General features: G+C 39.8%; 12 protein-coding genes and 1 riboswitch. All 12 genes read right to left on the reverse strand.

Annotated features, from left to right (window positions below):
- Positions 1-552, reverse strand: a complete 552-nt coding sequence (locus BM143_RS19435) for a hypothetical protein (RefSeq protein ID WP_090026531.1) — start codon at positions 550-552, stop codon at positions 1-3.
- A 157-nt stretch (positions 553-709) separates the two neighbouring features.
- Positions 710-2,101, reverse strand: a complete 1,392-nt coding sequence (locus BM143_RS19440) for an RtcB family protein (RefSeq protein WP_090026533.1) — start codon at positions 2,099-2,101, stop codon at positions 710-712.
- A gap of 526 nt (positions 2,102-2,627) precedes the next feature.
- Positions 2,628-3,608, reverse strand: coding sequence for a M28 family peptidase (locus BM143_RS19445; protein WP_090026535.1), 981 nt, complete (start codon positions 3,606-3,608; stop codon positions 2,628-2,630).
- Between the two features lie 74 nt (positions 3,609-3,682).
- Positions 3,683-5,803, reverse strand: coding sequence for a methylmalonyl-CoA mutase (gene scpA / locus BM143_RS19450; protein WP_090026538.1), 2,121 nt, complete (start codon positions 5,801-5,803; stop codon positions 3,683-3,685).
- Between the two features lie 138 nt (positions 5,804-5,941).
- Positions 5,942-8,992, reverse strand: coding sequence for a reprolysin-like metallopeptidase (locus BM143_RS19455; protein WP_090026539.1), 3,051 nt, complete (start codon positions 8,990-8,992; stop codon positions 5,942-5,944).
- 136 nt (positions 8,993-9,128) lie between these two features.
- Positions 9,129-11,231, reverse strand: a complete 2,103-nt coding sequence (locus tag BM143_RS19460; protein WP_090026541.1) for a prolyl oligopeptidase family serine peptidase — start codon at positions 11,229-11,231, stop codon at positions 9,129-9,131.
- A 94-nt stretch (positions 11,232-11,325) separates the two neighbouring features.
- Positions 11,326-12,000 carry a hypothetical protein gene (locus tag BM143_RS19465; RefSeq protein WP_090026543.1) on the reverse strand — a complete coding sequence of 225 codons (675 nt, stop codon included), beginning with the start codon at positions 11,998-12,000 and terminating at the stop codon, positions 11,326-11,328.
- Positions 12,001-12,016: 16 nt separating this feature from the next.
- Positions 12,017-12,688, reverse strand: coding sequence for a hypothetical protein (locus BM143_RS19470; protein WP_090026545.1), 672 nt, complete (start codon positions 12,686-12,688; stop codon positions 12,017-12,019).
- A 78-nt stretch (positions 12,689-12,766) separates the two neighbouring features.
- Complete coding sequence (prfA, locus tag BM143_RS19475; protein ID WP_090026547.1) at positions 12,767-13,852, reverse strand: peptide chain release factor 1; 1,086 nt, start codon at positions 13,850-13,852, stop codon at positions 12,767-12,769.
- 164 nt (positions 13,853-14,016) lie between these two features.
- Positions 14,017-15,318, reverse strand: a complete 1,302-nt coding sequence (locus BM143_RS19480; protein ID WP_090026549.1) for an APC family permease — start codon at positions 15,316-15,318, stop codon at positions 14,017-14,019.
- Between the two features lie 7 nt (positions 15,319-15,325).
- Complete coding sequence (locus BM143_RS19485; protein ID WP_090026551.1) at positions 15,326-17,746, reverse strand: TonB-dependent receptor plug domain-containing protein; 2,421 nt, start codon at positions 17,744-17,746, stop codon at positions 15,326-15,328.
- Positions 17,747-17,848: 102 nt separating this feature from the next.
- Positions 17,849-17,957: riboswitch (SAM riboswitch) on the reverse strand.
- A 249-nt stretch (positions 17,958-18,206) separates the two neighbouring features.
- Positions 18,207-21,044, reverse strand: coding sequence for an alpha-amylase family glycosyl hydrolase (locus BM143_RS19490; protein WP_090026553.1), 2,838 nt, complete (start codon positions 21,042-21,044; stop codon positions 18,207-18,209).
- Positions 21,045-21,126 lie beyond the last annotated feature (82 nt).

Here is a 21,126-nt window from a genome sequence, read left to right on the forward strand (position 1 = left end):
TTAATCTACTTTAGGAATTTCATTTAATTTAGGATGACCAACAGGGTCAATTCCTTTTTCCAGCAAATCTTTGGCAGCCATTACAGCCCAGCATTTATCACTGGAATGGATGTTTCTGTAAAAAGTCAGCAAAATATCCGGCTTAACAACAGTAAAGCCATCTATCACAATCGTTTCGAGATCATTTTTTTCAAAGAAATCTATGGTGATTCTATGAGATTTCCCGTTTTCGAGTTCTACCGTTTTCTCATATCTCCTGAAATTTTCTTCACTCTGCAGATGATCATACCGGGTCCATACTTTGTGAAAACCTTCGTGTTGAATGACCATGACCGCTTCTGCGGCATTTTCTTTTTTTACAAAAATATCAATATCCTTATGGTCGTGGGCATGTTTGTATTCCGTATGTCCTTTTTCTGACATAAAATGCCACGCCCAGCCACCGGATATGATGACTTTATCCTTTAATTTATTTAAAATTTCAAGTCCGTGGTGGATTCTAAATTCCGGCCAGACTTCTCCGTATCTTTTTATATTATGAGGTGCTCCCATTTTTTCTGTTTTTTTTGATTAATACTGATAAGAATCTTTATTAACATCATTATTTATAAAACCTTATAGGTTCTTTGAAACCTATAAGGTTGAAAGTTGTAGGTTTATAATTGAAAGCAGAGTTCTTCTCACTGACAACTATAAACCAGCAACTTCATTATTTATCCATTCTCACAATTCTAGGCTGAAATGTTCCGAGAATGTCTACCAATTCACTCTGTGCATTCATCACTTCGTGAATATCTTTATAAGCCATCGGAGCTTCTTCTGTATTACCACCCATCAAGGTGACTTTCTTCAGTTTCAGCTCTTTTTTGATGTCATTCTGAGTGAAAAGATTCCTGCATTCCCCTCTCGAATGGGCTCTTCCTGCTCCATGTGATGCTGAGTTCAAAGCATCCGGGTTTCCTTTTCCACGGACGATAAAACCTTTTGCCGTCATAGATCCGGGAATCATCCCTAATTCATTTTCATTGGCTGGTGTTGCACCTTTTCTGTGGACAATCACTTCTTTTCCGTTATGGATTTCCTTCCATGCGAAATTGTGGTGATTTTCTATCCTGGCTCTTACCCTTCCACCGACAGCTTTTACCAACCTTCTGTGAATATCATCATGACACGCAGAAGCGTAGTCACCGGCAAGATTCATCGCCGTCCAGTATTCCAGACCGAGATGGGTATTCAGATCCAGCCAGGCAAACTGTTGCGCCTCTTTTGGCAGCGGACACTGATCTGCAGCTACCCTTGAGTAGTATTGCGCAATCTCAGCTCCCAAGCCTCTGGAACCACTGTGAGAAAGTATTCCCAGGTATTTTCCTTTCGGCAACCCGATCTGATCATCTTCTTCCGTGATCTCCACTTCTCCGAATTCCACGAAATGATTTCCGCCTCCTGATGAGCCCATCTGCTTAATGGCTTTTCCTTTTAATCTTCTTAAAATCGGGATCATATCGAACGTATCTCTCTCAAAGATTTCATGATCTATGTGAGATTTATGCGTTTCGTACATCCCGAATTTCGTATGTTCCGCAAGCGCTTTTTCATATTTATCTCTTGCTCCGTCCAGATATGAAACCGGTATATCCAAAATACTGAGGCTCATCCTGCAGCCGATATCCATTCCTACTCCGTAGGGAATTACTGCGTTTTCTACCGCCAGAACCCCTCCTATCGGCAATCCGTAACCGCTGTGTGCATCGGGCATTAGAGCGCCCTGCGTTGAAATCGGCAGTTTTAAAGCCGTATACAGTTGGTTTTTGGCTTCTTCCGAAATATTGGTTCCAAAGATCTGGAATGAAGCGCGCTGGGTGTTGAGCATTCTTTTTTCTGTTTTTCTGGATGAAAGCAGTGATTCTGCAATCTGCCCGAAAGTCAGGTCTTTTTCAAAGTTCTCCGGATTCAGGAGGACCTCTTTTAAAATAGATTTTACATGGTGAATGTTCTTCGTTGCAAAATTTCTTTTCATGACCTCCAAAGCCACGTTGACGCTTTGATTATTTGGATATCCCAGTTTTAATATATCTTTTCCTTTTAGTTTTAAATTTCCCATTGTTTTTGTTTTAAATCATATTGGACTTTATAAGTCCTCAAAATAGGCTGCAAGCTCTGTTGCAGACATAATGCAGTCGGTATATTTCCTGCTTTTGATAAGATAAGTTTCATATGTGATGAAACAGAAATTAGATGTGAGATGTTAGAATTTAGTTCTGACAAGTCACAACAATTCCTTGATCAACTAAATTTTAAGTTGATTTGTTTTACGATATTGAACAGCATGAAACATGATCGTACGTGATCTTTTCATTTTATTCTTAAATGACACTAAAAAATTTCGGGTAAACTGGAGTTTAGATATTGCGCAATAAAAAACCCGAAATCTTACGACTTCGGGTTTTGATATTTCGTTGTACTATTATTCTAAGAGTATACCAAACCACGAAGCCTTACCACCATAAGCGGTACTCCAGCTGAAGAATTTTGATTCGTTTTGAACATTGCTTCGTTGTTTTTTTATTGGTTAAACTTTATTTTCAGGTGCAAATATAATATTTTTTCTGAATATCAAATTATTTTTTTTACTTCATGTGGATCAGACTCAGAAAAATACCGTCTATTACTTTGGTCATTCTAGGAAGATCCAGTGTTTCCACAGTATCTGTCGTCTCATGATAATTTTTGTTTCTGAAAAAAGAGGTATCTGTGATCATGAGGGCAGAATAACCGAATTTCCAATAGTTAAGATGGTCCGAAAAATCTGTTCCTTTTATAAATTTCGGAGCGGTAAAAGTTTCTGTTTTGATCTGGTTGGCTTCTTTAAACTGAGTCCTGAAATTATTTACAAAATCCCCGGCTCCAAACTTTTTAACCAATGTTATAAAATCTCCTTTATTCCCATAAACCCATGATAAAACCCCTAACGGATAGCTTTGTGAGTCCTTTTCATCCTTGAAATACCCGATCATTTCCACGCTAGCCATTCCGTATACGTCGATGTTGTTATCTTTTAAATACTGAGCATGGATGTGGCTTCCCATATTTTCAGTCCTGAAATAGGGAGGTTCTTCTAATGTATAGGCTACAAGATCTATTCTGTAATTCAGTTTTTGGTCCTTAAGCATTCTGGCAAGCTCCAGAAGGGCGGTCACTCCGGTAGCATTGTCGTCTGCTCCCTGCTGATCTCCGCAAACATCATAATGGGCACCGATAATGATTCTTTTTTGATGTTCCGTACCGAAAGACGTGATGACGTTTTTATAGATCTTACCCTCAACATCATATTCCTGAAAGGTCGTACTGTCCCCGTATTTGCTAAAATCCTGTTTAATATAATCCGCAATGGCATTCAGCTGATCTATGTTTTTGTGATTCCTGAATTCAGGGGTTTGTGTAAGGGCTGTGAGATGGCTTTTAACCAAATTGATATCTGCCGGTACCGGAGATTTCTGAACCGGCCTGTTTCCGGAGTCTGCCGCGAAACAAAACACAGCTATAAAAATTAAGCCTGCAACAATAATGATCTTACTGGCTGCAGGCTTTGTTATATTTTTAAAATTCATCTCACGGTACTTTATGATTGGAGGACTGAAATTAGTACTTTTCAACCAATCTGCACAGCGAGTGAAGTTTTATTTTAGTTTTCTAAGAATTTCTGCAGGATTTCCACCGCACATTTCGGAAGGTTGGTTCCCGGACCGAAAATAAAATCGGCACCGTTGGCGTACAGGAATTCATAATCCTGTTGCGGAATAACGCCTCCTACTACGATCGTTACATCATCAGCTCCAAGCTTCTTAAGTTCTTCCACGACCTGAGGAACAAGTGTCTTATGTCCTGCTGCGAGAGAAGAAACTCCAAGGATGTGGATGTCATTTTCTACGGCCTGTTTTGCTACTTCTTCAGGGGTCTGGAACAATGGCGCCACATCGACGTCAAATCCCATATCTGCAAATGCGGTAGCTACTACTTTGGCCCCTCTGTCGTGTCCGTCCTGCCCCATCTTAGCGACCATAATTCTTGGACGACGGCCTTCTGCTTCTTCAAATTTTTGGGTCAGATGAAGGGCTTTTTCAAAATATTCGTTTTTCCCGGCATTCATAGCGTATACTCCAGAGATTGTTCTGATATTGGCTTTATATCTTCCGAAAGTTTCTTCCATGGCATCGCTCATTTCGCCAAGAGTTACTCTTCTTTTTGCGGCTTCGATGCATAAAGCTAGAAGGTTTCCGTTTCCTGTTTTGGCACTTTCACGGATTTCGTTCAGGATTTCCGTAACGGCTTCAGGATTTCTTTCTGCTTTTATTTTTTCAAGTCTTTCGATCTGCTTTCTGCGGACTTCTGTATTATCAATATCCAGGATCTCAATTCCGTCCTGTTTTAATGTCGTTCTGAATGAATTCACACCAATGATGAATTCTTCCCCGCTGTCTATTTTAGCCTGTTTTTTGGCTGCAGCTTCTTCAATCCTCATTTTTGGAATTCCGGCCTCAATGGCTTTGGTCATTCCTCCCTCCTGTTCTACCTCATCGATGTATTTCATCGCTTCCTCGATCATCTGCTGAGTAAGGCTTTCCACAAGGTTACTTCCGCCCATAGGATCTACCACATCACAGATTCCACTTTCCTGCTGAAGGATAATCTGGGTATTTCTTGCAATCTTCGCTGAATAGTCGGTAGGAAGAGCAATGGCTTCATCCAGGGCATTGGTGTGCAATGACTGGGTTCCGCCTAAAGCAGAAGAAAGGGCCTCAATAGCCGTTCTGGTAATATTATTAAATGGTTCCTGCTCGGTAAGCGACCATCCTGAAGTCTGAGAGTGGGTTCTTAATGCTAAAGATTTTGCATTCTGTGGGTTGAACTGTTTTAAAAGCGTTGCCCAAATATATCTTGCAGCACGCATTTTTGCAATTTCCATGAAGTGATTCATCCCGATCGCCCAGAAAAATGAAAGTCTCGGAGCAAAATCATCTACATTCATTCCGGCTTTGATTCCTGTTCTTACATATTCAAGACCGTCAGCAAGTGTGTAAGCCATTTCCAGTACCGGAGTGGCACCCGCTTCCTGCATATGATATCCTGAGATGGAAATAGAGTTGAATTTAGGTATATTCTGTGCAGTGTACTCGAAGATATCTGCAATGATTTTCATGGAAGGAGCCGGCGGATAGATGTAGGTATTTCTTACCATGAACTCTTTCAAAATATCATTCTGAATGGTTCCGGAAAGAAGTTCCTGTTTTACACCCTGCTCTTCAGCAGCTACAATATAAAAGGACAAAATAGGAAGCACAGCCCCGTTCATCGTCATGGATACTGAGATCTGATCTAATGGAATCTCATTGAACAGGATCTTCATGTCTTCCACAGAATCGATGGCTACTCCGGCTTTACCAACATCACCTACTACTCTTGAATGATCAGAATCGTATCCTCTGTGTGTGGCGAGGTCAAAAGCAACGGATAGTCCCTTCTGCCCTGCGGCTAGATTTCTTCTGTAAAATGCATTGGATTCTTCTGCGGTGGAGAAACCGGCGTACTGTCTCACCGTCCATGGTTTCTGTACATACATGGTGGAATACGGACCTCTGAGATAAGGAGCAGTTCCTGGAGAAGTCTGTGTTAAAGATTCATTTTTTACATCTTTTTGGGTGTAAGATGATTTTAACTCTAATCCGTCTTTTTCAAAATTATAGATCTCTCTTTCCAGAGGGTCTACGTTAAAATCCGGTTTTTTCACAGAAATTGTCTTTCGCATTCCAATAATTTTTGTCAGCGTAAAGTTAATTTTTTTGAACGAAACATGAAACTTATGTTAACATTCAGTTTTCGTGAATTTTAGGTCAAAAAAAAGACCGGACAAATGCCCGGTCTTTATTATAGATATACTTACTTATTATTTTTTGATAAGTTTAGTATTGTATGTGTTTTTGTCATCTTTAAGAGTGATCACATACATTCCTTTGATCAGTGAAGCAACATTAATTCTGTTGTTACCATCTGTCTGACCTTGCTGAACTAATCTTCCGTCTGCACTGAAGATGCTGTAGTCAGCTTTTCCTTTCAGGTTCTTCACTTCCACGAAAGTATCTGCAGGGTTTGGATAGATAGAAACTTCAGATGTTTTTGGTCCGCTTACATCGTCTACTGCCAATCCGCTTGTGATTTTTACAGAGAAATCTTTAAATGAACCTTGAGAAATAACTCCTCCTCCGTTTACAGGAACAGAAGGGTATCCACATGGTCCGGTAGCTTTGTTAAAGAACGTATTGGCTACTCTCATTCTTAAAAGCTTATCACCCGCATAAGCTGTAGCCGGAACGGTAAATGTAAAGTTTCCTGTATACTGACCATTACTAGCCGGTGGAACAGTAGCTACAGATCCTACTTTTTCTGACGCTTCAAAAACTCCGTTTCTGTTAAAGTCAATCCACACTTCCATATTGTCATTATAAGTAACTGTTCCGTTACCTACATTGAAATAAGACAATGTGTATTGTGTTCCTTTTGTCAAATTGATCACCTTAGTTGCATCTTCACTATAGTCTCTATAGGTGCTGAAAATGTTTTTGTAAGTTAAATCTGAAAAGGCTAAGTTAGCTACATTCATCTGAGCCAGACCACTGTTATAGCTAAAGCTTGCAAAACTGTTTCCTCCAGTTGTCATCAAACAGTAATCTACTCCTGTTGTAAGACCTTTAGTCTTGAAAGCATAGTTACTAGAGAATGCTCCAGGAACTGTGTTTACTACAGCAGCAACCTGTACTTCGTAATTTGTTTCATCTTCAAGAGTGTTCAACACCACTGAGTTTGTAGGGCTGGTTGCATTTGACCAGTTTGTTGTACCTACTTTTCTGTAGTTGATTGAATATGTTGCACCCGGAACGCTGTTCCAAGATACTCTCGCTGTCGTTTTGAAAATTTCAGATTTTATAGCAGCAACACCTGTAGGTGCAGCCGTAGTAGAAGTAGGAGCAGTTCCTACAGTTACTTGCGGAGATACTGCAAAGAATACATTTCCGATAGCAGAAACTCTCAATTTCACAGCACCTGTTAGGGATGCAGGCATCTGAGCAGTATAGCTTCCTGTATTTGGAGTAGAAGCTACCAATTCTGTCCACGTTGCTCCGTTTACAAGATCTGTAGTATATTCAATTTTTACATTAGGTGCATTATACGGTGCTGCATTGGTATTGGCAACATCCCATGTAATTGTATTGGATGCATTATTATATAGCACTGAAGAAGCTGTAAGTCCTGAGAATTTAAAAGGTCCGTCATTTCCAACGGTAACCGTAGTTTCAGAAGAAGAAAGCATAGGTCTTGCTACGTTCTCATCTCTTACAGTCACTGCATAATGTAAAGTTCTAGGAACGTAAGATACAGTTTCCCAACTTGGCGTTGTAGCAGCTCCAGCAACCGTTTTATTAGTTAAAACACCGCTCATTACTAATGGTAAGCTTGGGAAATATCTTCTTCCGCTAGCTGTTCCGAAATAAGATCTTGTTAAAGCTCCCTGTGCACTATAACCCCATCCGCTGTCTCCAGAGATAGAATTGTAAGAATCAACACTGTCATACTGTTCCCATGCATACTTGATAGCGTCAGCATCTGTAGCAGAAGCCTCCAGATAATACGCAGTTCCCTTAGGAATGCTGTAAGCTGTAAGTGGGGCAATTACAGGGGCAGTATTTGTTGTAATCGTTTCTGAAGTACCACAAGTAGTCTTGCTATCCAGGCTGTTCAAGATCTGGTTAATAGAAGAATAATGGAAGTAAGCATCAGTAGTATTCTGTACGTTATCTCCTGTAATTCCTGCATATCCCATGATCGTTGTACCTCCACCAGGTTCAATATTTACACCTGAACCTTCTGAAACGTGAGAGAATGTATGGTTAGCTCCCAACTGGTGTCCCATTTCGTGAGCAGCATAATCAATATCAAAAAGATCTCCTGTAGGGTCTGAATTCTGAGTAAAGGCAGATCCCTTAGCTAAGCTCGTAGCAGTAGCAGGGTTCACACAAGTTGATCCGATAGAACCAGCGTTTCCGTTTCCTCCCACAGCATGAAATACGTGTCCCATGTCGTAATTGGCATTACCTACCTGAGAAGTTAAAGTCTGCTGAAGCTGAAGGTTTAGGTTGTTGGTATATGGATCTGCTGCAGGATCCAGGAATATGATCCCCGGAAGATCCTGAATGATGGCTTTAATACCGAATTCTTTTTCAAAAATACCGTTTACACGGGTCATGGTAGCATTCATCTGCACCAATGTATTTACAATTCCTCCTGCAGGGTCAAATTTCTTTGTGTATTCCCCGGTAGTAGAAAGTGCCAGTCTGTATGTTCTGTATTTTGTAATTGGAGCTCTGTGCGTAATTCCTACGTTAGAAAGATTTTTCTTTCCGTTAGCTTCCAACGACTTGATATCTTTAATGATTTCTTTTTCTTCCGTAGAGCACTCAAATCCGTGATCGCTTGCTGTTCTCTTCGTTTTGTAGAATACTCCGTAAGTCTGCTTATCTGTACTGATCGGCTCAATGAACTGGAATACACCATCCTTGATGATCATAGACTGCATCTCTGTTGGAGCCACACTGAATCTGATGTATTTGGAAGGATCATCTACCCCTACTCCTACATAAGAACCTAACTGATATCTGTCTGCTAAAGACTGTACAACAACAGGGTCGCTGTATACCGCAAATTTCTCAATTTTTCCCTCCACTGTAGGAAGAGAAACAACAACAGATTTTGCTCCTTTACCTGTTTCTACTGCATCTTTTAACAGATCTCTCAGTGAAGAAAGATCCACTTTATAAGAGTACTGAACTTCAACTTCTTTTCTGATTTCAGAAGTTTTTTGTGAGGCAGGTGACCACCTCTGTGCATTAAGGCTCGCCAAACTGCCGGCCAATGCACAAACTAGTAAAATTCTTTTTTTCATAACTGAACTACATGAATAGAATTAATAAATTTTAAATATCCAGAACAAAAGTAACAATTTAATGCATAGTACCATCAAAAAAAATGGCTAATTTTAATAAAATTAGCCATTTTGGTTTATTTTTTGTTATTGATAACTATTTATTAATTCCCATTTCATATAAAGCAAATGAAATAAGGTCCGCATTTTCACTGATTACTTGTTCAGTGGCTCTTCCTGCACCATGACCTGCATTTTTCTCAATTCTTAGTAAAATAGGATTTTTGCATCCTTGTTTTTCCTGAAGTTCTGCTCCGAATTTGAATGAATGCGCAGGAACTACCCTGTCATCATGATCACTGGTAATGATCATTGTGGATGGATAGCATGTTCCTTTTTTCACATTATGAACGGGAGAATAGGATTTAAGATACTCAAACATTTCTTTGCTGTCTTCCGCCGTTCCGTAGTCATAAGACCAGCCTGCTCCGGCAGTGAACTTATTGTATCTCAGCATATCCAGAACGCCTACACCCGGGAAAGCTACTTTAGCAAGATCAGGACGCATCGTCATGGTAGCACCTACAAGAAGCCCTCCGTTTGATCTTCCGGACAGCGCCATATATTCTTTTGACGTATAGCCTTTCTTCTGTAAATATTCTCCTGCAGCAATGAAATCTTCGAAAACATTTTTCTTTTGAGTCTTCGTACCCGCATCATGCCATTTTTTACCATATTCACCACCACCTCTGATATTCGGTACGGCATAAATTCCTCCGTTTTCCATCCAGATGGCATTCACTACAGAGAATGAAGGCTGCAGACTGATGTTGAATCCACCGTAAGAGTAAAGAATCGTAGGATTTTTACCATTAAGCTTGGTTCCTTTTTTATAGTTGATCATCATAGGAACTTTCGTACCGTCTTTTGAAGTATAGAATACCTGCTCAGAAACGTAATCATCCGGATTGAATTTCACTTTCGGCTTCTGATACACTTCCGATTTTCCTGAATCTGCATTAAATTTATATGTAGTTCCCGGTGTGATATAGTTGCTGAAAGAGAAATAAAGCTCTTTTTCTTCTTCTTTACCACCAAAACCGCCAATATTTCCTTTTCCCGGAAGTGTAATTTCTCTTACCAGTTTTCCGGCCTTATCAAACTGTTTTACCTGGTCGATAGCATCCACCATGTAAGTGGCAAAGAAATATCCACCACCTGAAGAAATTCCCAAAACATTGTCTGTTTGTGGAATGACATCTTTCCAGGTTTCAGGGGAAGGATTGGCAATGCTTGTTTTTACAAGACGCATATTAGGAGCATCTTTATCAGTAAAAATAAAAAGATTATCACCATCCGTATCCACAATATTGACATTGATATCAAAGCCTTTGTTGATCTGTACAAAATCACCGCCTTTCTTCAGGTCTTTGATGTACAATTCATTTCCATTCGTAGCATTGGCAGCAGAAATAATCAGGTATCTCTGGTCTTCGGAAACACCGGCTCCAAGATATCTTCTAGGCGTTTTATCACCTCCGAAAATCAATTGATCTGCAGACTGTTTTGTTCCTAATTTATGGAAAAACACTTTATGTTTATCCGTCATTCCGGAAAGTACGGTTCCTTCTTTTGGCTTATCGTAGCTTGAATAATAGAATCCGTCATCACCCTGCCATGAAATTCCACTGAATTTTACATCAACAAGTGTTTCATCGATCTGCTTTTTAGTGATCGCATCGATGATGATGATCTTGTTCCAGTCGCTTCCGCCTTCAGAAATGGAATAGGCAGCCAGGTTTCCTTTTTTGTTGAATGACAGATTGGAAAGTGAAGTGGTTCCTTTTTCTGAAAATTTATTCGGATCTAAAAAGATTTCCGTTGCTTTGGTCTTATTGTTTGTTCTGTATAGGACAGACTGCGCCTGAAGGCCGTCATTTTTGTAATAATAGGTGTAATCTCCCTCTTTGAAAGGTGCTGAAATTTTTTCATAATTCCAGATATCTCTCAGCTGATCCTTGATCTTATTTCTGAACGGAATTTTAGACAGATAGTTCTGGCTGTAGGCTACTTCATCATCTACCCATTTTTTTGTAGCATCAGAATCATTTTCAAGATCTCTGAAAGGGTCAGCCACTGCAGTACCGAAATAGGTATCTGTCTGACTTCCTTTTATGGCATTAGGATAATTCATTTTTTGAGCATAAAAAGTTGCTGAAAACAAGACTCCAGCGGTTAATAAAAGAGGTTTAAAATTCATAATCAAGGGTTTTCTCAAAAATACGTAAAGTATACGAAATAAAAAAAAGCCCTGAAACCAGAGCTTTTAATATAGAAATATTTTCTACAGATCGTTATTTAGATCCGAAACTTTCAAAGTAAAAATCGGTTAACCCTGAAACTATTTCATCAGGACCGCCATTCCAATAGTATGTTTTTCCATCTTCATTCAACTGATACAGACTAAACTTCTGGTCTGTAACTACCGTTTTATCAGCAGTTTTGAAATCTCTTACGCTTTGAAGCAGGTATTTTTTCAGCTCTTCAGGCTTTACATTTTTAATGTCACCAGATGGAATATCGGAAAATTTTGCAGGAACCTTGAAACTTACAGAATAACTCACCTCTGCAATTTTTTGATCTTCAACATGTTCATTCTGGACTATTTTCACATCTTTTACAGTAAGTTTTCCTTTTTTGAAATTCTCCATCATCGCACTAAAGTATCCTTCTGCTTCTTTTCTGCAGGCATCAGCAGTTTCTTTGGAAAAAACGGATAAAAAATGATCAGTGCTTTCTTTCATCATTTCCAGCGATACAGTATTAAAATCAACCTGGTAAGCCGTTTCCCCTTCTACAGTTGGTCTTAAATAATCGTTTAGTTTATTCAGAACAGCGGTATCATTGTTCACGAAAGTACCAAAGTACATTTCAAAGACTTCCGACGGTTTTTTCACCTCGGTCTGCGCCATCAGATTCTGACTTAGAACAGCCAGCATCAGCAATATAATAATCTTAAAATTTTTCATATTGATATTTAGTTTTTTAATGATTTAAGCTTTTAAAATAGGAATCATTCAGCTTCCAGACTAACTCCTGCGGGCCGCCATTCCAGTAATAGGTATTCCCTTCTTTTTTAACCTGATATAGTTTAAAGGTCTGCTGTACTGTAGTTTTCTTCTCTGATTTTGCAAAAGCTTTCGTTTTGTTTTTCAAATAGCTCTTCAAATCTTCTGCAGTCATTTTTTTGGCCTCTTCAAGTTTTAACGCAGAAACGTTTGCAGGAACAGGAAAACTGAGATCCACGCTAAGTTCTGTCACCCAACTGTTATCTGCATATTCATTTTTGACTTCTTTTATATTTTTCACAACGTATCCGGTATTCTTTACATTGTTTAAAAGAGCCCTGAAATATTCTCGCGCTTCTGGCCTGCATCCGGCTGCCGTCTCTTTTGGAAGATGGGCAAGGAAACTTTCGGTAAGATTTTGAACCTCATCATTAAAAGATTTGTTCATGTCTATTGTATACGTATTTTCTGCTCCGAGGAATGGTACAAGATATTCATTAAGCTGTTGAAGCGCACGTTCATCCTGTTTTACAAAAGTATTAAAATACATCCCGAATACGTGCTCCGGTTTCACAGCATCCATTTGTGCGGACAGATTCTGAATACACAACAGCAGCATCAGAAATACAATTCTCATCGTTCCTTTCATAGGGTAGTTTTTTAATATGCTGAATTTAAAGCAAAAAAAAGCTCTTGAAATTCAAGAGCCTGATTGATATATCTGTTTTTAATAATTCTCTTCTTCTCCCTTCATTTTCTCTGCGTTTTCTGCCATGATCACGGCATCAATCATTTCAGAGATATCTCCGTTCATATAGGCATCCAGATTATACATGGATTTGTTGATCCTGTGATCTGTCACCCTTCCCTGAGGATAGTTATAGGTTTTGATCTTTGCAGAACGGTCACCGGTGGAAACCATTGATTTACGTTGTGCTGCAATATCACCCTGAACTTTCTGCAATTCGATGTCGTATAGTTTGGTTCTCAACATTTCCATTGCCAATTCACGGTTAGCCAGCTGCGAACGTGCCTGCTGACAAACAACCACCATTCCTGAAGGTTTGTGCGTCAACTGAACTTTCGTTTCAACTTTGTTTACGTTCTGACCTCCGGCTCCACCTGAACGGGATGTCTGCATTTCAATATCGGCAGGATTCAGTTCAAAATCCACTTCTTCTGCTTCCGGTAATACGGCAATTGTAATCGCAGAGGTATGAACTCTACCCTGAGATTCCGTTTCAGGAACACGCTGTACACGGTGAACTCCGGACTCGAATTTCATAATTCCGTAAACGCCTTCTCCTTCCACCTTCATGATCAGTTCTTTGTAGCCTTTTGCTGCTTCATTAGAATCCGTTACTTCATGTCTCCAGCCTTTTGTTTTGAAGTACATGCTGTACATTCTGTAAATATCTTCCACAAAAATAGCCGCTTCATCACCACCGGTACCGGCACGCAATTCCACAATGATGTTTTTGTCGTCTGCAGGATCTTTAGGAATCAGTAAAACTTTCAGCTCTTCTTCCAGTCCCGGAAGTTTAGCCTGAGCTTCCATTTTTTCTTCTTTAGCCAGGTCTACAAGGTCTCTGTCTGAACCATCCGCGATGATTTCATCAGATTCTGCAATATTATCTAAAGCACCTTTATACTGATCATATACTCTTACAATCTTTCCCAAATCACTGTATTCTTTGTTCAGAGAAGAATATTTTTTTTGATCTGAAATGATATCAGGCTGTATAATAAGGTCTGCAACCTCATTATATCTTTGTTTAATAGCTTCTAGTTTTGGAATTAATGATTTAGACATTCTGCAATTTTTGAGAGTGCAAAGATAAGAATTATTAATTCAAATTAAAATTCCTTTATACAATCAAATCAGCATAATTTTTTGAACCATTTAGGTTTATGATATTTTTAAGATAATTAAATGCTGTTTTAGCTTAAAACCGAATAACCTGTTCTATTGAATTATTATTCAGATGGCTTTTTAAAAAACTTTTTATCAACAACATATAAAACAAGTCCAAACGCTACAATCCCCAGTCCAATGATGCTTTCTTTAGGATTATGGATGAGGGTAAAATAGAGAATATAGATGCTGAAAAGCAGAAAAACGGCCGGAAATACATAAAACAGATTGGATTTAAAAATTTTCCGTTGATCTTTTTTAAGGAAGAAAACCGTAGAAATAGAGAGGCTGGCGAACAGTTGTAGAATAAATGCGGTATAAACAAAGATCTCTTTAAAACTTCCCGTCAGGATAATCACCGAAGCTATCACTGCATGGGCAAAAATGGCTCTCACCGGAATTCCCTTTTTATTATTAACAGCCAGTGATCTCCACAAATGATTTTCTTTCGCAAACGCCTGCGTCAGCCTTGATCCTACCCATAAATAACCACTGATCGTCGCAATCAGCTGCAGGGCAATAAAAATGTTGACGATTTTTCCGAAACCGATTCCCAACATATTTCCGGCTGCTTCACCCATCACATCTTCTTTTCCGGCCATCTGACTTACAGGCGCATGTTTCAGCATAATAAAATTGACCAGAAGATAACTTACCGTTACGAATACCGTTCCCACAATCAAAGCCCTGGGAAGGTTCTTCTGAACTTGTTTTATTTCTCCTGCGATGTATGATGCAGAATTCCAACCTGTGTAAGAATAAGTGACAAAAACCAACGAGGTGGCAAAAGCGGGAAGCATGATTTCATCCTGCCAGCTGTTTCCAAATTCCAGACTGTTTCCTGCCGCAGATCCCGGAAGTACAACACCAAGGATGACCAGAACAATGATAAAAGCAATTTTGATAAAGGTGAAAAAATTATGAAACCTGCTCGAAGTCTTCAGGCTGAATGATAATGTCGCAGCCACCAGAAATATGAATCCGATCGCAAAACCGTTTCCAAAAGTGTAATTAAAAGCTGAGAGGTATTTTGACATCGCCAGGGCAGCCAGAGCAACCGGTGCAGAAAATCCGATAATCAGGGAGATCCAGCTGACCAGATATCCGAAAACAGGATGATAAGTTTCTTTGAGGTAAATATAATCTCCCCCGTTTCCTTTGAAATAGGATCCAAGCTCCGCGTAGCAAAATGCCCCGAACAAAGCGAGAATCCCGCCAATGATCCACAACAGGAAAATGCTGTAGGTATTGGTAATATCAGACAGCTGAAAACCTAAAGTGGTAAATATCCCCGTCCCAATCATATTGGAAACGACGATAGCAGCAGCGGTTTTCCAGCCGATCTGGTGTGTAGAAGTACTCATTGATCTGTTAAAAATTAAAATTAAGCCTTCCGAAGAAGTAATTCCCCAGCGTTCCCATCTGAACCGGCGCGTATTTAAACACACCATAGTAAGAATTCGCATAGATCTGAAGATCCGGGAAAACATCAAATACATTATTGGCTCCGACGGTCAGGTTGATGGTTTTCGTTATGTCATATCCCACGCTCACATCCGTTACCACCTTTGGAGAGAAGTTCTGTACTTTTCCGAACGGATAACCGTCTCTGATGACCTGACCAAAATACGTATTTCTTACCATGAAATTGAATTTTCCAATGCCATAATTCAGTCCCAGTGAAGCTTTTGTCTTGGGTGAAAGGGTTTCTATGATGTTGATCTGATCCGGGCCGAAAAACTGATCCTGCGTAGGCACGAGCTTTTCAGGAAAATGGAAATCTTTGATCTTCGTTTCTGTGTAATTTCCTGCTAAGTTGATATTCAAATTTCCGCCGCCGAGTTTCCAGTCGTAAGTGACCACAACATCAACTCCTTTTGTCTCAGTATCAATGGCATTCGCAAAGAATCTTCCGCTCTCTACATTGTACTGAGCCAGTCTGGGATCTTCGATATTACTCGTGATGACAATTCTATCCTTTACTTTGATCCAATATCCATCAATGGTTATAAACAATCTGTTGGCAGGTTTCAGTGTAAATCCTGCACTGGCATTTACAGAAGTTTCCTGTTTTAATTGATCAAATCCGAGTGCTTTTGCCGCATCACTGTCGTTCCTGAAAATTCCTTTGGTCACAATTCCCGATCCTGAAGTAGAAATATCTGCGTAGGAATTATTAAAATACTGCTGCTGAAGAGAAGGTGCTCTGAAACCTGTTCCCACAGCCGCCCGTACCGCATAGTTTTTTACAAACTCATACCTCACCGCCAGTTTTCCATTCAAGGTATTTCCAAAATCTGAATAATTTTCAAATCTTCCGGCCAGGTCTATATTGAACTTTTTAGCGATATCATAAGAAACATCGGCATACACCGCCGCTGAATGTCTTGATTTTTTTACAGCATTATCCGGTGAAAAACCGATAAACGACTGTGAACCTCCATTTCCTTCCACTGTAGAACCCGGAACGGCCGGATTTCCATTGATGTCATAGCGTGTATAAGATGCTTCATCTCCCGGCTTGATCTCATACTGTTCAAAACGGAATTCTCCACCAAATGCGATATTAAACTTATTCAGGTTTTTAGAAACATCAAGATTAACCGTATTTTGAAGAAAACTGTGCGCCCCGGCATAAAAACTGGTGGGAGACTTTGCGCCTAATGAAGCGTTGTTCGTATTATTAACATTGTAATTGAATGTATTGCTTCCGAATGTGTTGCTTAAATCAACGAACCAGTTATTCACATTGTATTTTGCGCCTACAGCATATGAAAAATCATAAACCTGCGAGCCCAGAGAAGCCTGGAAGCCGTTGGGATAAATAGAAGACACCACATTGGATGTTTCACTTGGAAGTCTTCTGAAGCCAAACCCTTTTCCTTCTTTAATACTGAAACCTCCGAAAGAATAGAGTTTCAGGCTTTCACTTAACGGATATTCGGAGTTAAAAAATAACTGTGCCTGTCTGATCTGTGCATCGCCAATCTGAAAATTAAAATCATCACGGGTAAGCCCTCTTTCTATTAATTTCTGATCATCAAGTGCCCTCGCTCCTTCCGGGTCATCTGCAAATTCATAGGCAAAATTTTCCCCGAAGATGTCAAGATCATGATTTTGAGTTCTTGTTGTCTTTCCCCGGTGACTCAGCTGTAGTGAAAGATTCACATAGCTGTCTTTTTTACCCAAAGAAGATCCGTAATTGATTCCTGCCTGATAGGTTTCCCCATCATTTCTCCCACTGATTCCGTAGGACGCAGAAGCTGATGCTCCGATGTCTTTTTTGAGAATAATATTCACCACTCCTGCGATTGCATCTGAACCGTACTGAGCGGCGGCTCCATCTCTTAACACTTCAATCCTGTCGATAGCAATCACAGGAATGGTACTTAAATCCGTTCCTACAGACCCGTTTCCTACCGTATTTTGATAATTGACTAATGAAGTACTGTGTCTTCTTTTGCCGTTGATCAGCACCAAAACCTGGTCAGGCCCCATTCCTCTTAAAGTCACCGGATCGATATGTTCCGTACCATCTGAAGCAGATTGTCGCACGGCATTAAATGATGGTATCACATAGTTTAGAAGGTCCTGAACGGTAGTCTGAGGAGCAGATCTCTGCAGCTTTTCTATATTGATAATGTCTACGGGAACCGGGGTTTCCAGTTTTGTTCTTTTGGCATTCCGGTTTCCTACGATTACCACGTCTTCGATCTGAGTTCCTTTCTCCTGCTCCTGTGCATTCACCAAAACAGCTCCCAGGAGTATCACAGACAGACTTAATTTTTTCATCTTTCGTTCTTGTAAATTAATAATAAAATGCTTCCGCAGACCTGATCCGCAGTTAATAAAAAAGACTTCAAGAAATGGAATTGCTGTCAGAATAGTGACTTTTGCTCATCTTCCCCGCAACGGGCTGGAATTAGCACCTTTACACTTTTTAGAGACGTGCAGGTTGCTAAGGTTTCATAGGGCCAAATCCCTCCACCTTTCTTGATAAATCTACTGCAAAAGTAGACTAATATTTTTAATTGACCAAAAGAGGAATCGCTGAAATAATGATCCGAAAAATAATTTAAATTAACCACAGATTTCTCAGATGCACACAGATGTTTGCACTTTATTAAGGTTGTTTTATTCAGTATAATTTATAGATGAATATTAATTTTGATTCAATCATGTATGTACATCTGAGAAATTAGGGGTCTAAAAAAATAAAAAGGGATAATTTTCATTACCCCTTTTGTTTTTATTATTGAATGATCATCTTCTGAATGGCTGTACCTGTTTCAGAGCGGAGATGAACGAGATAGGTTCCCGGTGGGTAATCCGCTTTGAGTTCATAGGTTCCGTTTTCCTGATTTAATTTAAATGAATCCATTCTTTTACCACTCAAATCAAAAATGACGATCTCTCCGTTCTTCGCTTTATGGTAAATTAATTTTGCAGAGCCGTTTTTCACAGGATTATCTGCAATCTGAAGGGATAATTTGTTGGCAGCATTCACATCCATTGTTAACAATGCTCCTGTGTAATTTCCAAAAATCCTGAACTCTCCCGGCTGCAGCATAACCGGAGCTGTTGTAGAAGCAAAATTTGAGATGGATTGATCCATTAAGTTTTGCCATTGCCCTGCGTATGGAAAATAAGGGACTACATTCTGCGCCGAAGTGCTGTAATTGGCAAGAACCACCACATTTTTCATTCCGTTTATGGTATTATCGTACACATAGATCCTTGTAATAAGACCTTGCGGATCATTGGTCAGGTTATTTGATTCTATCGTATAGGTTTTTGACTTGAAAACGGGATAAGTCTTTCTTATATTGATAATTTTAGCCCAGGTATCATAAACCGCTTTTCTGTTTGCATTGGTATCATAGCCCAATGTGAAGGCAACAGGCTTTTCATCTGTACGGCAACCGCTGTTGATGCTTCCGTCTGCACAACGGTTGATACTGAATTCATACCCCAGTTCTCCAAACTGCCAGATCATTTTCGGGCCTGGAATGGTAAAGAAGGTCGCCCCGAATGTCTTCATTCTTTCAAGAGCCGTGTTCAGATTGGTGACATTGTAGCCTCCGTTCACCGCTCCGTACGCAAGGTTCTTGAACATCAGTCTTTCTTCATCGTGACTTTCTCCATATCCTACAGCATGCATATTGGTAAAGCCGTGAAGGGAGTGATTCATTCTGTCATAATTGCTGTTCTCTGCGTACCCCATCGTGTTTTGATTGTATGGATCAGTCTGCTTATTCCACAGCATTACGCCTTTTCCTTCAGCAACTCTGTAGTTCGCCCACTGCTGCTCTTCCGCATCTGTTCCCAAATGTTCGAAAATCATATAAGAATTAGGATCTATGGCCCACTGCCTGTCTGCATAATGTTTCATAATATCTACTCTGTCCTGCTGGTAAGCATTGGTACAGGCTTCATCATTTTCTGAACAGTTTTGGGTAAAACCTTTCGTTAAATCCCAACGGAATCCATCGATATGATATTCAGTCAGCCATTGCTGAAGACTTCTTTCAACGTAATATTGAGTTGAAGGACTTGTGTGGTTAAAATCATTGAATACATTATAGGAATGCTTGGGAACCTGATTGAAATAAGGATTGTTGGCTGCAATCTCCCCGAAACCATCTCCATCAGGATCTATATTCCACAGTCTGGCCAGTGGAGAGCGTCCTGTTGCATGATTAAAGGCGATATCTAAAATAACAGCGATTCCGTTCTGGTGGCATAGATCTACAAATTCTTTGAATTTTTCAGGCGTTCCGTACGCTTTATCCAGCGCATAGTGAAAAGATGTGTTATAACCCCAGGATAAGTTGCCTTCAAATTCCATAATCGGAAGCAGTTCAATGGCATTGATGTTTAAGTTTTTCAAATAGGAAATCTTATTGATGAGTGACTGCCAGTTTTTTTCTTGTGTAAAATCTCTCAGTAATAATTCATACACCACCAAATCTTCCTTTGCCGGTCTCTGAAAATTGGTCACCTGCCAGCTGTAAGGAGTCTGACCGGTTTTAAAGGTTGAAACTTCAAAGCCCTGACCTGCAGGAAATGGAGGTAAATTGGGATAGGTTGTGCTTGAAATCCACTGATCATCATAGGACGATAAAATCTGCGGTGAATAAGGATCCGCCACTTTTTTAAGATCATTGGTTCTGTACTGGAAAGTATATAACTGTTGTGGAGTCAGGCCATTTAATTCAATCCAGTAAAGATCAGGATTCGCGGTATCTCTTTTCATTAAATAAGCATCATTTACCGCCCAGTTATTAAAACTTCCGATAACGTGCACAAAATTTTTATGAGGCGCGTACAGGGCAAGTCCCACTTTCGTCTGGTCTGAAGAATGATAATTAATCCCCTGTCTGATCCAGCCGGGAATAGTTTCTGAAACTACAGTCCTGGGAATCTGCAGCAGGAAAGCAGCGTTCTTTGAGTTGGAATTTATATCAGTAGCAATCAGTTCCATGTTGGCATCCTGAGTCACCGTATAGCTATAGGTGTAAGATTGTGAAGGAGCAGATGCAGTATTCACAACTGTTCCGTTTGCCTTTAACTGAAACGTCGCATCTACATTAGTCGTCGCTGTAATATTAACAGACGTTCCTGCCGGAATTGTAGTCAGGCTATTCGCTGCCGGGTTGGTCAGCGTTAAATTTAAAAGACCAACATTAACAAAAATATCCGGGGAGGTCTGATGGGAGCCCGTTTTATCTTTTAGCAGAAATCCAAACCTCCCGATTCCCGTTCTTCCGAAAAAAGCTGTTGGAGTCATGGTTAAGGAATAGGTATCTGCAGCTGAATTGTAAGTGAGTTTATTCAGATCACTGGAACTGTTCCAGCTTCCATTGGTAGGACAATCCTGGCTGTTCTGATAATTGGTATCAAATGACCATGACCAAATGTAGATGGCATTATTTGAAACATTCCAGGCTGATTCATCGATCTGATCTCCCGGAATGGTTAGGGTAACCGCATCCGTTTCATTGAACGGACTGGGAGTAACGGTATAATTGATCTGCCCGAAAACCAACGCTGCAACAAGCAGATAAACAAGGGAATAAAACTTCTTCATTTCTTTATTTTTATCGAATATAGTATTAATTTTCTTTTTTATACTTCATTTCACAGTGAAAAAATAAGTCATAAAAAAAGAC

It is taken from the genome of Chryseobacterium oleae (genome assembly GCF_900115055.1).
Classification (GTDB): Bacteria; Bacteroidota; Bacteroidia; order Flavobacteriales; family Weeksellaceae; genus Chryseobacterium; species Chryseobacterium oleae.